The organism is Pseudomonas sp. SMV71 (genome assembly GCF_052042015.1).
Lineage (GTDB): Bacteria > Pseudomonadota > Gammaproteobacteria > Pseudomonadales > Pseudomonadaceae > Aquipseudomonas.
This window is the reverse complement of record NZ_JBKGGU010000011.1, coordinates 19,446-33,402: the sequence shown is the minus strand read 5'-3', so window position 1 is coordinate 33,402 and position 13,957 is coordinate 19,446. Positions and strand designations below refer to the sequence as shown.

10 protein-coding genes are annotated in these 13,957 nt (G+C 55.3%); 9 read left to right on the top strand and 1 reads right to left on the bottom strand.

Going from position 1 to position 13,957, the window contains the following annotated elements; translation table 11 throughout:
- The first annotated feature begins 13 nt into the window (after positions 1–13).
- From ACLEJQ_RS13170 to ACLEJQ_RS13145, 6 genes are all read left to right on the top strand, one after another.
- Complete coding sequence (locus tag ACLEJQ_RS13170; protein ID WP_440795597.1) at positions 14–802, top strand: ABC transporter permease; 789 nt, start codon at positions 14–16, stop codon at positions 800–802.
- Positions 802–2,061 (top strand): ABC transporter ATP-binding protein, encoded by a 1,260-nt coding sequence (locus tag ACLEJQ_RS13165; protein WP_440795595.1) that lies wholly within the window; start codon positions 802–804, stop codon positions 2,059–2,061. The genes ACLEJQ_RS13170 and ACLEJQ_RS13165 overlap by 1 nt, the downstream gene beginning before the upstream one ends.
- A gap of 2 nt (positions 2,062–2,063) precedes the next feature.
- Entirely contained in the window at positions 2,064–5,798 is a 3,735-nt protein-coding gene (locus ACLEJQ_RS13160) for a glycosyltransferase (RefSeq protein WP_440795593.1), read from the top strand.
- A 256-nt stretch (positions 5,799–6,054) separates the two neighbouring features.
- On the top strand, positions 6,055–8,049 hold the full coding sequence (locus ACLEJQ_RS13155; RefSeq protein WP_440795591.1) for a polysaccharide biosynthesis protein: 1,995 nt from the start codon (positions 6,055–6,057) through the stop codon (positions 8,047–8,049).
- A gap of 114 nt (positions 8,050–8,163) precedes the next feature.
- Entirely contained in the window at positions 8,164–8,499 is a 336-nt protein-coding gene (locus ACLEJQ_RS13150) for a ComEA family DNA-binding protein (RefSeq protein ID WP_440795589.1), read from the top strand.
- 152 nt (positions 8,500–8,651) lie between these two features.
- Entirely contained in the window at positions 8,652–9,503 is an 852-nt protein-coding gene (locus ACLEJQ_RS13145) for an urea carboxylase-associated family protein (protein WP_440795587.1), read from the top strand.
- A gap of 92 nt (positions 9,504–9,595) precedes the next feature.
- Here ACLEJQ_RS13145 and ACLEJQ_RS13140 read toward each other — a convergent pair whose 3' ends face one another.
- Positions 9,596–9,763 (bottom strand): DUF2897 family protein, encoded by a 168-nt coding sequence (locus tag ACLEJQ_RS13140; RefSeq protein ID WP_080942495.1) that lies wholly within the window; start codon positions 9,761–9,763, stop codon positions 9,596–9,598.
- Between the two features lie 265 nt (positions 9,764–10,028).
- Here ACLEJQ_RS13140 and kdpF point away from each other — a divergent pair, with 265 nt between their 5' ends.
- From kdpF to kdpB, 3 genes are read left to right on the top strand one after another with little or no spacing between them, the layout of a single operon-like run.
- Entirely contained in the window at positions 10,029–10,118 is a 90-nt protein-coding gene (kdpF, locus tag ACLEJQ_RS13135) for a K(+)-transporting ATPase subunit F (protein ID WP_033033323.1), read from the top strand.
- 8 nt (positions 10,119–10,126) lie between these two features.
- Positions 10,127–11,821 carry a potassium-transporting ATPase subunit KdpA gene (gene kdpA / locus ACLEJQ_RS13130; protein ID WP_440795584.1) on the top strand — a complete coding sequence of 565 codons (1,695 nt, stop codon included), beginning with the start codon at positions 10,127–10,129 and terminating at the stop codon, positions 11,819–11,821.
- A gap of 10 nt (positions 11,822–11,831) precedes the next feature.
- Positions 11,832–13,886 (top strand): potassium-transporting ATPase subunit KdpB, encoded by a 2,055-nt coding sequence (gene kdpB / locus ACLEJQ_RS13125; protein WP_440795582.1) that lies wholly within the window; start codon positions 11,832–11,834, stop codon positions 13,884–13,886.
- Positions 13,887–13,957 lie beyond the last annotated feature (71 nt).

Genomic DNA, 13,957 nt, shown 5'->3' with positions numbered 1-13,957 from the left:
AAGGCGCTTGGCGATGAGCTGGCTCGAAGAAATACTCTCGGATCGCAGGATGCTGGTGAGTTTGATTGCAAATGATCTGCGTGCGCGTTATTTGACTAATTACTTGGGGTTCCTATGGGTGTTTATCCAGCCCTGTGCTACGACAATCATTTTGTGGTTCGTGTTCCAGTTTGGTTTCAAGGCCGCTCCCCACGGTGATTTCCCTTTTGTCCTATGGTTGGTCTGCGGTCTGGTTCCTTGGTTCTTTGTGGTTGAAGCCCTCAACGCTGGCTGTACAGCGGTCAAGGAAAACAGCTTTCTGGTTAAGAAGATAGTATTCAAAGTGTCTTTGCTGCCGTTAGTGAAGCTCAGCTCTGCGGTCCTTGTGCATTTTTTTTTCGTACTGCTACTTCTCCTGTTGTTCGTGGTTTATGGATATGCGCCAAGTATCCATTGGTTGCAAATAGGCTATTACATTGCCTGTTTGTTCATGCTGCTGTTGGCGATTGCCTGGATTACCAGTTCGGTGGTTATTTTCTTTCCTGACCTGGGCCAAATTGTGGCAATGGCCACGCAGTTTGGCTTCTGGTTGACTCCAGTTTTTTGGGATATAGATGTAGTTCAGGGACAAGCTGCTGCCTACCTTAGACTGAACCCTTTTGCTTATATCGTTGAAGGATTCAGAGATTCGCTCATCCGGGAGGTATGGTTCTGGGAGCGGCCAACCCAGACCTTGGTCTTCTGGGGAATTTTGGTATTCCTGACGCTGGTGGGTTGGCGCACGTTCAAAAAATTAAAACCTCATTTTGCGGATGTTTTGTGATGAGCGAATTGAACGAGCTCGCGATCCGCGTTCAGAACGTGAGCAAGGTATATAGGCTTTATAACAAACCCGTCGATAGGTTGATCGAGGCACTGTCGCTTTTCGGCAAACACAGGCACCACGATTTCAATGCATTGACCGATGTCTCCTTTACCGTCAAGAAAGGGCAAACCGTCGGTATTCTCGGTAAGAACGGAGCCGGCAAAAGCACCTTGCTGAAAATCCTCACCGGCGTGCTGACCCCTTCGAGCGGTGAGGTCGAGGTGGTCGGTCGGGTTGCTTCGTTGTTGGAATTGGGGGCCGGTTTCAATCCGGACTACACTGGCGTGGAAAATATTTACTTCCAAGGTGCCCTCATGGGGTATTCCCACTCCGAGATGCAGGTTCGGATTGCTGCCATTCTGGAGTTCGCAGACATCGGTGATTTCGTCAATCAGCCCGTGCGTATGTATAGCAGTGGAATGTTTGCGCGTCTCGCATTTTCGGTGGCGATCAATGTCGAACCTGACGTATTAATCGTCGACGAGGCTTTAAGCGTAGGAGATGCGGGTTTCCAGCTTAAATGCATGCTCAAGATGAAGAGCATGCAGGAGCGCGGCACGACTATTTTGTTTGTGTCCCACGATACACAGTCTGTAATCCGGTTTTGCCAGGCGGTCATTGTCATGCAGGACGGCCAGATCCTTGAGTACAGTTCAGATGTGTTGGCCGCTACCAAGAATTATGAGAAAAAGGTACGTAACAGCAACTCGGTATTAGCCGGAGGAGACGAAACGCATCACGCCGATATTTCCTATGGGGAAGAGTTAGGTGATATTTCAGAAGTGCGGTTTGGTTCTGGTCTGGCAAAAATCAATGCTGTTGACTTTTCTACGGCCGATGGCGCGCTAAGTAATCAATTCGAGCCTGCTGACGATATCACTATGAATTGTTATGTACAGTCTAATACCGAGCTGCATAACGTAGTGATTGGCTATTCACTTCGAGATGCTAAAGGTGTCGATGTGGCAGGTGACAATACACTGCTGGCAGGCTGCAAGTTAGCTTTCCAAAAGGGTGCCTATAGAATAAGTTTCAATTTTTCTTTGAATCTGGCACCCGGGGTATATTTCCTGTTTATTGGAATGGCCAGCCTGGACGGAGAGCGGGTTGAACTAGATCAGCGCTGGCCGATGCGGAAGTTGGTAGTTTCTGGTGGGCGTCAAATCGTTGGCGTTGCTTACTGCCCGTCAACAGTAAATGTTGTAAAGAGTGCTTAATCATGCTTGAGATCGGTAAGGCGAAGATTGCGGACACGGTTAAATTTCATGTAGATGAAACGGCTGTTTGCGTCATTGAGGACGGTGTTGAAATCAGAGATAACGTCGTCATAGAGTGTGGCGCTGGCGGTCATTTGCGTGTTTCGTCGGGGACGATCATCAATTATGGTTCCTGGGTGAATGGGAGCGGAAAGGTTACCATCGGTGAAAACGTGATGATCGCGCCGAACGTTTCCATTACTTCGTCTACGCACCGATACAATTTGCAGACTCCGATCAAGGATCAAGGTCTGAGGTTGGCAGAAGTAACGATTGGAGATGATGTCTGGATCGGCACCAATGTATCGGTTCTGGCAGGCGCGGTTGTTGGGAACGGGTCAATCGTCGCTGCGAATGCGGTAGTCAAATTCAACATCGCTCCGAATAGCATCGCAGCAGGTGACCCAGCAATACGCGTGGCATCAAGGAAGTTTAAGCGTGTCGTTTTCTACACGCTTCCGTTGATTTTGAGAGAGCAACCAACGTTATTCAGTAGCATAGTCGACGTATACTTGCCACTGGCGAACAAGTTTGCCAGCGATGGCTGGGAATGCATTTTCGTTGGTTCTGACGCGCTAAGGGACGAATACCCGGAGTTTAGCCATACGTGGATCAGCCCTGCTTCACTGGGCTTTGACTATCCGGGAAAAAATGATCCCGAGTGGATGAGCCATTGGACGTGTCTGCTCAACAACCAACCATTGGCTTTTCATGACCGATTCGTTGAATCGCTGATCGAAACGGTATCACCTGACCTGGTGTTCTGCTGGAATCATGACGGCAGTCTTGAAACCGCCTGCGCAACTAAAGAGATCCCTTTGTTGTTCAACGAACTGGGTATGCTCCGAGCACCAAATCCAATGGCGTATTATTCGGACACTCGCGGTGTCAACGTGCGCAGTGGTTTCAGCATAGAGTTTGCAGATTATCAAGCAAAACAACTCGAACCACCGTCCGACATTGCGTTTGAACATTTACAGGAGATGGAAGACAGGTATCGGTTTCGCGGTGGTGCGCAAGTTCCCACGTTACTGATCCTGCTTCAAGTGCAGGACGATTCCAATATCATTATGGGATCTCCGTTCGCGAGTATGACCGAGTATGTTCACCACATCTATGATGTGGTGAAGGATTCGGGTTTTCGAGTACTGGTTAAGCCGCACCCGTTAGACGAAGTACCTACCTTACCGGACTACGTTCTGGTTGCTGATAAGGATGACAGTATCGCGGCCCTTATTTCTGCTGCCGACGTGGTGTTTACCATCAATTCGTCGGCGGGCTTCGAAGCGGCGCTGGCGGGTAAGACTGTTTACACGTTAGGGAAGGCTCCTTATTCGCTTACCGGCTTGACTATTGATGTTAGCCAGCCAGCGCATCTCGCGGTGTTGTGGCAAAAGCACAAAGCGGTGTGTCCTTGCTCCAGATCACTTCGGGCGCAAGTCCTGGATTTTTCTCTGACGCACTATTTTCTTGACGAGGCTCATTTCATTGAGCCGTCATCGCACCTCGGCCGTCTTGCCAGAACCGTTCCCTCCGATCTGTCGCGGAGCCCTTTTGATGCTGATCTTGAGAGCTATCGACAGCAATCTTATATCGCTTGGCTTGAAGAAAAAAATCGGGAGCTCGCTGTAGAACTGTCCAGCTTGAGTCAGCATGGTCTTTCAATAAACAGTAATGCTGCCGCAGAGGAAGTTCAGGCGCTCCGCTCTGAAATCGGATCTTTGAAGGAACAGCTATCCAGCATCCTGTCTTCAAATTCATGGCGGTTGACCCGTCCGCTTAGAGGAGGGCGGCGTCTGTTTCCTGTGATTTGGCGAGTCCAGCGCTGGGGCGTGTATTTGCGTTATTTGTTGCGACCGGCCTATCAGCGGCTCCCATTTCTCATTGGCTTGCGTATGAAGGGCAGGAACAGTCTGAAAGGCGTACGGTCCGGCTTCATGCGGGTCTTTAATTCGCAGCAGAATCTCAAGGCTATTCAGGCAATGGCTGGCCGTCGTTTTGAACGAGCTCCGACCAGTCTGAAGGTCGATGCTCAGCCAATGATCGATGTGTCGGTGGTGACCTACAACAGTGCAAAATGGATCGATGGATTTTTCGAGTCATTGGAAAAGCAAAATTATCCTCTTAAAAGCGTTGCGCTGTGTTTCGTTGACAATGGTTCCCTCGATACTACCGTGGTGCAATTGCAGCGCTGGAAAACGCTTCTCGGTAAAGAGGTGGCCGACTTCAAGATCATTCAGGGCGAAAACGTCGGTTTTGGTCGGGGGCATGATCGCGCTATAAAAACCGGACAGGCAGATTTCGTTCTGGTCAGTAACATCGATATCGTGTTCGCTCAAGATTCGATAAGTAAGGTAGTGGCTGCGGCAGCTTCAGACACGGTTCGGGCTGTTGCGTCGTGGGAGCTTCGTCAGGCACCTTATGAGCATCCGAAATATTATGATCCAGTCACCCATGAAACCAATTGGTCTTCTCATGCCTGTATTTTAATTCGCCGTTCGGCCTACACGGATGTAGGTGGATATGAGCGCGAGATATTCATGTATGGTGAGGATGTCGAATTATCCTACAGGTTTCGCTCTTATGGGTACCTGCTGAAATACTGCCCGGCAGCTGTTGTACACCATTACACTTACGAGCACGAAAATCATGTGAAGCCGGTTCAGTTCACTGGTAGTACGCTGGCCAACACTTATCTGCGCTTGCGTTATGGTGGTTTCAGCGACCGGCTTGGTGCGTTGGTGCTGCAAGTTTTATTATTGTTCAGGCCGCAGGTCTATTCGGGCGCGCGGTTGGATTTGATTTACAACTTGGGAAAAATTATTCGGAAAGCTCCGCACTTTCTTTTGGGCAAAGGCACCAGCAAGGACGTGTATTTTCCTTTCCGTGGTTTCGATTACGAAATGATTCGTGACGGTGCATTCTGGAAAGTAGGAGAGCCATTGGCGGCGATGCCTTTGGTGACGATTGTCACCCGAACCTACCGTAAGCGTAACGAGTTCCTCCGCCAGGCGATCATATCCGTCCTGAATCAGACCTACCCTAACGTGGAGCTGATTGTCGTAGAGGACGGCGGAGAGACGATGAAGGAGCTGGTGGCCGAATGTCAACGGCAAGACAGACCGTCCATTCGTTATTACGGCATGGATAAAGTCGGGCGTTCCGTGACCGGGAATTTTGGCCTTGAGATGGCCAGAGGTACCTACTGTATGTTCCTCGATGATGACGATCTGCTGTTTTCTGATCACGTCGAGGTATTGGTGACTGCGTTGGCGAATAATCCGACAGCGGTCGGGGCATATTCGCTAGCAATGGAAGTAGGAACTGTCACGGCCGCAAACGGTACTTACACGGAGGTCAGCCACGAGACCCCTTCTTATTTCAGGCATGAATACAACTACGATATTTTGCTGGATCACAACTTTATCCCGATCCAATCCTTGCTATTCCGTCGCGATCTTTACCTGCAGCGAGGCGGTTTCGAGACAGATATGAGCAACCTTGAAGACTGGAACCTTTGGTTGCGCTATGGTTTTGGTAATCAATTCACTTATGTGCCGAAAACCACGTCCCTTTTTCGCACGCCTGCTGACCCGAATGTGCGCCTGGAACGTCATAAGCTGCTGCACGAGGCATATTCTCTTGCAAAGGGGCGAGCGGCCAAGTCTTGTGAAGGTTACCTGCTGACCGAAGGTTGAGCCATTTGGGTGCGTTAGCGAATAGGAACGGATCGTTTGATAGTGGCCTTTGTACGCTATTGGGGTCGCCATACACGTGGCAATTTCATATTGGGGGCGTCGATCAAGTGCTAAGGTCTGGTATTTCTGGAATTGGTTTCCGGTTTCAGGCCATTTCCTGCTTCGACAGCGTTACGTCAAAGGCGTAGTTTATCGAGGTCAACATTGATTCTCTTGCGGGAGGTTCATATGAGAGATTCGGAGGAGTTTGACTAGTATGGAGGGACTGAGAGTGATGCTGCTTCGCCTGCCGAGACGTCAGAAACGTGCGCTTCAGGTGATTGCTGATGTCGTGCTGGTCACGTTTGCACTCTGGATGGCGTTTGTCGTGCGCCTGGGTATCGAAGAGCTTGTCAACCCTTTACGGGTCCATACTTGGCTTTTTATCAGCGCCCCGCTGGTCGCCATACCTTTGTTCATTAGATTTGGCATGTATCGTGCCGTGATGCGTTATTTCGGGAATGATGCGTTGATTGCCATCATCAAGGCTGTCAGCTTGTCCTCCCTGATGCTGGCCTTCATCGTGTATTGGTCCAGCAACCATGAGCAAGTAATTCCGCGCTCCATTATTTTCAACTACTGGTGGTTGAGCCTTGTAATGATTGGCGGTCTGCGTCTTGCCATGCGCCAATATTTCATGGGGGACTGGTTCACTGCCGCAAGGCACGTCCCGTTCACCCAGCGCGACGACGCCCTGACAAAGGTGGCGATTTACGGTGCCGGAGTAGCGGGTAATCAACTGGTCGCTGCGTTACGCATGGGGCGGGTGATGAGACCGGTCGCTTTCGTCGATGACGACAGTGACATTGCCGACAGGATCATTTCCGGCTTGCAGGTGTTCAAGCCCAAGCACATCCAGCAGATGATCGAGGCTACCGGTGCCCAGGAAATCTTGCTGGCGCTTCCGTCGTCGACTCGTGCGCGGCGCAGAGAGATCCTGAATCTGCTTGAAGGATTTCCACTTCATGTTCGTAGCGTCCCAAGTTTTACCGACCTGGCGAGCGGCCGGGTCAGGGTCGAGGATATCCAGGAAGTCGATATCGCAGACCTGCTCGGACGCGATCCAGTGCCAGCCCAAGCTGATTTGCTGGAGCGTTGCATCAAGGGCAAGGTCGTTATGGTCACCGGTGCAGGCGGCTCCATCGGATCGGAATTGTGCAGGCAGATTTTCACACTGGGACCGATGACCCTGGTTTTGTTCGAACATAGTGAGTACAACCTTTACAGCATTTTGTCGGAGCTGGAACAGCGGGGTACTCGTAAGTCGGTGCCTGTGCGTCTTCTGCCGATCCTTGGCTCGATCCGGCATCCGGAAAAGTTGCTGGATGTAATGAAGACGTGGAAGGTGGACACCGTTTACCACGCGGCAGCGTACAAGCATGTGCCAATGGTCGAGCACAACATTGCCGAGGGTGTGCTGAATAATGTCATCGGGACGCTTAATACGGCGCAGGCTGCGTTGCAATCGGGTGTTTCGAATTTCGTGCTTATCTCAACGGACAAGGCGGTCCGACCGACTAATGTCATGGGCAGCACCAAGCGCTTGGCAGAATTAACCCTTCAAGCGCTGAGCCGGGAGGTTGCGCCAGTATTGTTTGGCGACGAGGCCAATATTTCCCGAGTGAACAAGACCCGTTTTACCATGGTGCGATTCGGCAATGTACTGGGATCTTCTGGCTCGGTGATTCCCCTGTTCCATAGCCAGATCAAATCCGGCGGTCCGTTGACCGTTACTCATCCGAAGATAACCCGCTACTTCATGACTATTCCCGAAGCCGCCCAGTTGGTGATACAGGCCGGTTCGATGGGGCAGGGGGGGGATGTCTTCGTGCTGGATATGGGAGAGCCGGTCAGAATTGCCGAACTGGCAGAGAAGATGATTCATTTATCGGGCCTGAGTATTCGGTCGGAGCGTAACCCCCAGGGCGATATCTCCATCGAATTCACCGGGCTGCGCCCCGGCGAGAAACTGTATGAAGAGCTGTTGATCGGAGACAACGTCAGTGCGACGGAACATCCAATGATTATGACAGCCAATGAAGACCACCTGCCCTGGGATCTGTTGAAGCTTAAGTTGAACGACCTGCTTGCTGCCGTGGAGCGTGATGACTATGGGCGAGTGCGCCAGCTCCTGCGCGAGACAGTCAATGGTTACTCGCCAGATGGCGAAATCGTCGACTGGATCTACCAACAGCGTCGGTTGGAGCCCTGATTGTTACATAAACTGTAACGTACACGTTTTTGACAGACGTCTAGTATCGCCTAAGTTTGAGAGGCAGCTTCGGAAAAGCTGCTTCTCTCTTACTGATGTCATGGAGCGTCACTCATGCGTACTGGCTATTTATACTCTTTGGTTTTTGCCCTTCTGACCAGCGCTTCAATCGCTGTCGTTGCTGCACCGGCGGTTAAACTCGATACGGTGGTCGCGCCGCAGGCTACGCAAGTGTCAGCGAAACCACAGAGTGACAAGGTCGATCTCAATGGGGCTGACGCCGCTACGCTGCAGCGCGAGTTGTCGGGGATAGGTGAAGCCAAGGCCAAGGCGATTGTTGCCTATCGTGAAAGTAATGGAGGCTTTTCATCGGTGGATGAATTGCTGGAGGTCAAGGGCATTGGCAAGGCGTTGCTGGACAAGAATCGCGACAAGCTGGAAGTGAACTGAGCCGTGAACCAAGGGAAGTCGGTCGAATGTGACCGGCTTCTTTGCGTGGTGACGGAGAAATCTGAAGGATTTTTTTATAACCAAGCCGACCTCGGGATAAGCTCTTAGTAACGCTTGCCCACCGCCACTCCGGTGAACAAAGGACTTGCGCCATGTACAAAGATTACCCAGCCGCGTACCAAACCAGCAAAGGCTCAGCGCTGCGGGTGGATAAGCCGTTCTACGAACGTATCCGCACGCAGCAGGACAAGCGCACGCTCATCGAGCAGTTCGAGGTCCCAATCCGCACCGGTCGTGCCTGGCACGTTCCGGCCGGTCATGTGTTTCGTGTCACCACCCCGGTGGGTCCGCAGGTGGGGGATTTCAACGTGTGGAACGCCCACGATCCGCGGGAGCGCTTGTGGGCAGCACGTACGCGCCAGCTCCAGGGCGCACACGTCAGCACCCATGATCGGTTGTGGTCGAACCTGCCATTTCTGCGACCCTTGGTCACCATCACCGACGACAGCCTCGCCGGCTACGGCATCGACGAGCATGGCGGGCGGTTGCACGACCTGCTGGGTACGCGCTGCGACCCCTACGTGAACAAAATGCTGACCGGCGAAGACTTCCACCATCACTGCCATTCGAACCTGACCCGCGCGGTGTTGCCCCACGGCCTGACGGAGTTCGACGTTCACGATGTGTTGAACATTTTCCAATGCACCGGGCTCAATCACGACGACATGTATTTCATGAAGGCCTGTCCGGCGCAGAAGGGCGATTACCTGGAGTTTTTCGCCGAGATTGATTTGCTCTGTGCCCTTTCCACCTGTCCCGGTGGCGACCTTTCGCTGGCGATGTGGGGGCCGGATGCACAGGATCCGCTCAGCGTCTGTCGTCCGCTCGGGGTAGAGATCTATCGGTTGGAAGATTCATTGCTCGAGGGTTGGAGCCAGCCTGAGCGGGCCGCTTACAAGGGCCTGCATGGTTTACAGATTGCCAAGGCGGATTGGGAGAAGTAGTGAAGCCACGACCGGCGCGAGTGATTGGGGGCGCTTCGCGCCCCAGCGGGAGCAAGCTCCCTCGCCACGAGTCGGTTGCGGCCTGCCAAAAATCAGCGATCCTTGGCCTCCTTCGCATCCATCTCTGCATTGCGTTCGGCAACGCGCTTGCGCTGTTCGTCCGTCAGTTCGACCTTGTTGGCGGTGTCGCGCAATAGCATCAGGCCGCCGACGATCGAGCCGATTGCGACGATCAGAATCAACCAGGCATACCAGGGCATAGGGCTCTCCTTGAGGCGGGTCGGTGGGTGTTCTTCACCCGATCCGCCACGCTTACCATGTATGAGCGACGTTCGTTCGCAGTGGTTCAATACTACGCCTGTTCCAACGCATGTACCGAACGCACCGGCAGCCTCACGCCAAAGCCTGCGCGCATTCTTTACAGATTCTTTATCCCGCGTGCCCGTTCTCGATCTCGCCCCTTTACAGCCTCCCTGCAGACAATCACTCCATCCACGGCACGATGCCGTACCACGGAGAAACCCCATGAATGTGCTGGACGGAGTGTCACTGCTGCTGGCAGTGGCGCTGTTCATTTATCTACTGGTTGCGCTGTTGCGCGCGGATCGGAACTAGGAGCAGCTATGCACGGTTATGACTATGGGCTGATCCTCGCATTTTTCGCGCTGGTGCTGGTTCCGGCGCCGTTTCTCGGACGGTTCTACTACAAGGTCATGGAGGGTCAGCGCACCTGGCTTTCGCCGATCCTGAGGCCGGTGGAGCAAGGCTGCTATCGGATGGCAGGTGTGGATCCGCAGACAGAGCAAAGCTGGCAGAAATACACCCTGGCCTTACTCGCATTCAACCTGGCGGGTTTTGCGCTGCTGTTCGCGATTCTCCTGCTGCAAGGATATTTACCGCTCAATGCCGAGCAACTGCCTGGCATGGAATGGACCCAGGCCTTCAACACCGCGGTCAGTTTCATGACCAATACCAACTGGCAGTCCTACAGCGGTGAAGCGTCCCTGAGCTACCTGAGCCAGATGGTCGGCCTGACCGTGCAGAACTTTGTTAGTGCCGCCACCGGCCTGGCCGTGTTGGTGGCGCTGTGTCGCGGGATCGGACGCAAGTCCGCTGCGACGTTGGGTAACTTCTGGGTCGACGTGACCCGGGCCACGCTTTACGGGCTGTTACCGCTGTGCCTGTTGCTGGCGTTGTTCCTGGTTTGGCAGGGCGTGCCGCAGACCTTTGCGCACTATGTACATGGGGTCACGATGCAGGGTGTCGACCAAGTCATTCCCCTGGGCCCGGCGGCCAGCCAGATCGCGATCAAGCAGCTGGGCACCAACGGCGGTGGTTTCTTCGGTGTCAACTCCGCGCATCCGTTCGAGAACCCGACGGCCTGGAGCAATCTGTTCGAACTCGCTTCGATCATCCTGATTCCCGCCGCGCTGGTGTTCGCCTTCGGCCATTACGTCAAGGACCTGCGTCAGAGCCGAGCGATCATCGCCTGCATGCTCGCACTGTTCCTGATCGGCGGTGCCACGTCGCTATGGGCCGAATTCCAGGCCAATCCGGCATTGGACAACCCAGCCGTTGAACAGGCCGCGCCTCTGGAAGGCAAGGAATCGCGCTTCGGTACCACCGCTACGGTGTTGTGGTCGGTCACTACCACGGCCGCTTCCAATGGCTCGGTCAATGCCATGCACGACAGCCTCAATCCACTCAGCGGGATGGTGGCGCTGATGAACATGATGGTCGGCGAGGTGATCTTCGGCGGCGTCGGCGCAGGTCTCTACGGGATGTTGCTGAACGTGTTGGTCGCGGTGTTCCTGGCCGGGTTGATGATCGGTCGTACCCCGGAATACCTGGGCAAGAAGCTTGGCGCCAGGGAAGTGCAATTGCTGGTGATGACATTGCTGGTGATGCCCGTGAGCGTGCTGGTATTGGGCGCTATCGCCGCGAGCCTGCCCGGGCCGGCAGCTGCGGTGAGCAACCCCGGCGCCCACGGGTTCAGCCAGTTGCTCTATGCCTACACCTCGGCCGGGGCTAATAACGGCTCGGCATTTGGTGGTTTCAGTGCAAACACGCCGTTTCATAACCTGATGCTCGGCCTGGGCATGTTGATCGGTCGGTTCGGCTACATCCTTCCGGTGCTGGCATTGGCGGGGAGCCTGGCGCTGAAGAAAACCGCGCCGATCGGCCAGAACAGCTTTCCCACCCACGGTCCGCTGTTCGTGACTCTGCTGACCGTGACCATCCTGCTGGTGGGCGGCTTGACCTTCCTGCCGACCCTGGCCCTGGGGCCGATTGCCGAACACCTGAGCCTGGGTTTCTGAGGAGTTGATAATGAATATGCCGATGAGCAAAGCCGTCGTCTCCAAGGCGCCGGAACAACCGAAAACCAACCTGTCGGCCCTCTGGCGACCGGCGTTGGTGCAAGCCTTCGTCAAGCTCGATCCACGCCAGTTGCACCGCTCCCCGGTGATGTTGGTGGTAGAACTGACAGCAATCCTCACCACCGTGTTGTGCTTCATTCCCGACAGCGCAGTGCCGACCCTCGTCGCGGCGCAGATCGCTTTGTGGTTGTGGTTTACCGTGTTGTTCGCCAACTTCGCCGAAGCGCTGGCAGAAGGGCGCGGCAAGGCCCGTGCCGACAGTCTCAAGGCCGGCAGTGAGGGCCTGAGCGCCCGCCGCCAGACTGCCACCGGCTTCGAGGTGATCGCGGCCACGCGTTTGCGCAAGGGCGACGTGGTGCGCGTCGCTGCCGGGGAAATGATCCCTGGCGACGGCGAAGTCATCGAGGGCATCGCGGCGGTCAACGAGGCGGCGATTACCGGTGAATCGGCGCCGGTCATTCGTGAGTCCGGTGGTGATCGCTCGGCCGTTACCGGCAACACGCGCCTGGTCTCTGACTGGTTGCTGGTGCGGATCACCAGCAATCCGGGCGAGTCGACCCTGGACCGCATGATCGCCCTGGTGGAAGGTGCCAAGCGCCAGAAGACCCCGAACGAGGTCGCGCTGGACATCCTGCTGATCGGCCTCACGCTGATCTTCCTGTTGGTGGTGGTGACATTGCAACCGTTCGCCCATTTCGCCAATGGCAACTTGCCGCTGGTGTTCCTGGTGGCGCTGTTGGTGACGTTGATTCCCACCACCATCGGCGGGTTGTTGTCGGCCATCGGCATCGCCGGGATGGACCGGCTGGTGCGCCTGAACGTGATTGCCAAATCCGGTCGTGCGGTGGAAGCGGCGGGGGACGTGCATGTGCTGATGCTGGACAAGACCGGCACCATCACCTTTGGCAATCGACGCTGTGCTGCGGTGCACGCCGCACCTGGGGTGAGCGCCAGTGAGTTGGCCGAAGGTGCGTTGTTCGCCTCGCTGGCCGACGATACGGCCGAAGGCAAGTCCATCGTGGAGTACCTGCGAGGCCTGCATCCGCTGCCCGAACCTGGTCTCGAAACGCTGACCGCCGTGCCGTTCAGCGCTGAAACGCGCTTGTCCGGGGTCGACTACCAGGGGCGCCTTTACCGTAAAGGCGCCGTAGATTCGCTGCTGGAATTCATCGGTATGCCACGCAGCGAGTTGCCGTCGGCACTGGCTCGTGAGGTCGACAGGATCGCCCAGAGCGGTGGTACGCCGTTGCTGGTGTGCGTGGACGGCAAGCTGCTGGGCGTCATTCATCTCAAGGACGTGGTCAAGCCTGGCATCCGCGAGCGGTTCGCCGAGCTGCGCAAGTTGGGGATCCGCACGGTGATGGTGACGGGCGACAACCCGCTGACCGCCGCCGCGATTGCCGCAGAGGCGGGCGTCGACGACGTGTTGGCCGAAGCCACCCCCGAGAAGAAACTGGCGCGGATCCGTCATGAGCAGAATGACGGTCGGCTGGTGGCCATGTGTGGCGACGGCGCCAACGATGCACCGGCCCTGGCCCAGGCCGATGTCGGCATGGCGATGAACGACGGCACCCAGGCCGCCCGGGAGGCGGCGAACATGGTCGACCTCGACAGCGACCCGACCAAGTTGCTGGATGTGGTGCAGATCGGCAAGGAACTGCTGGTGACCCGCGGCGCGCTGACGACATTTTCAATCGCCAATGACGTCGCCAAGTATTTTGCGATCCTGCCGGCGCTGTTCGCTTCGATCTATCCGCAACTCGGGGTGCTGAACGTGATGGGCCTGGACAGCCCGCAAAGCGCGATCCTCTCGGCGATCGTATTCAACGCGTTGATCATCGTCGTGTTGATCCCCTTGGCCTTGCGCGGTGTGCGGGTTCAGGCGGCCAGCGCGGCGGCGCTGTTGCGGCGCAACCTGTTGATCTATGGCCTGGGCGGGATCGTGGTGCCGTTCGTGGGGATCAAGGCGATTGATGTGTTGCTGACGGCGTTGGGGCTGGTTTGAGTTTGTCGCCGATCGATGAAGTTCTGTGGCGAGGGAGCAAGCTCCCTCGCCACAATGTGCGCTCGCCAATG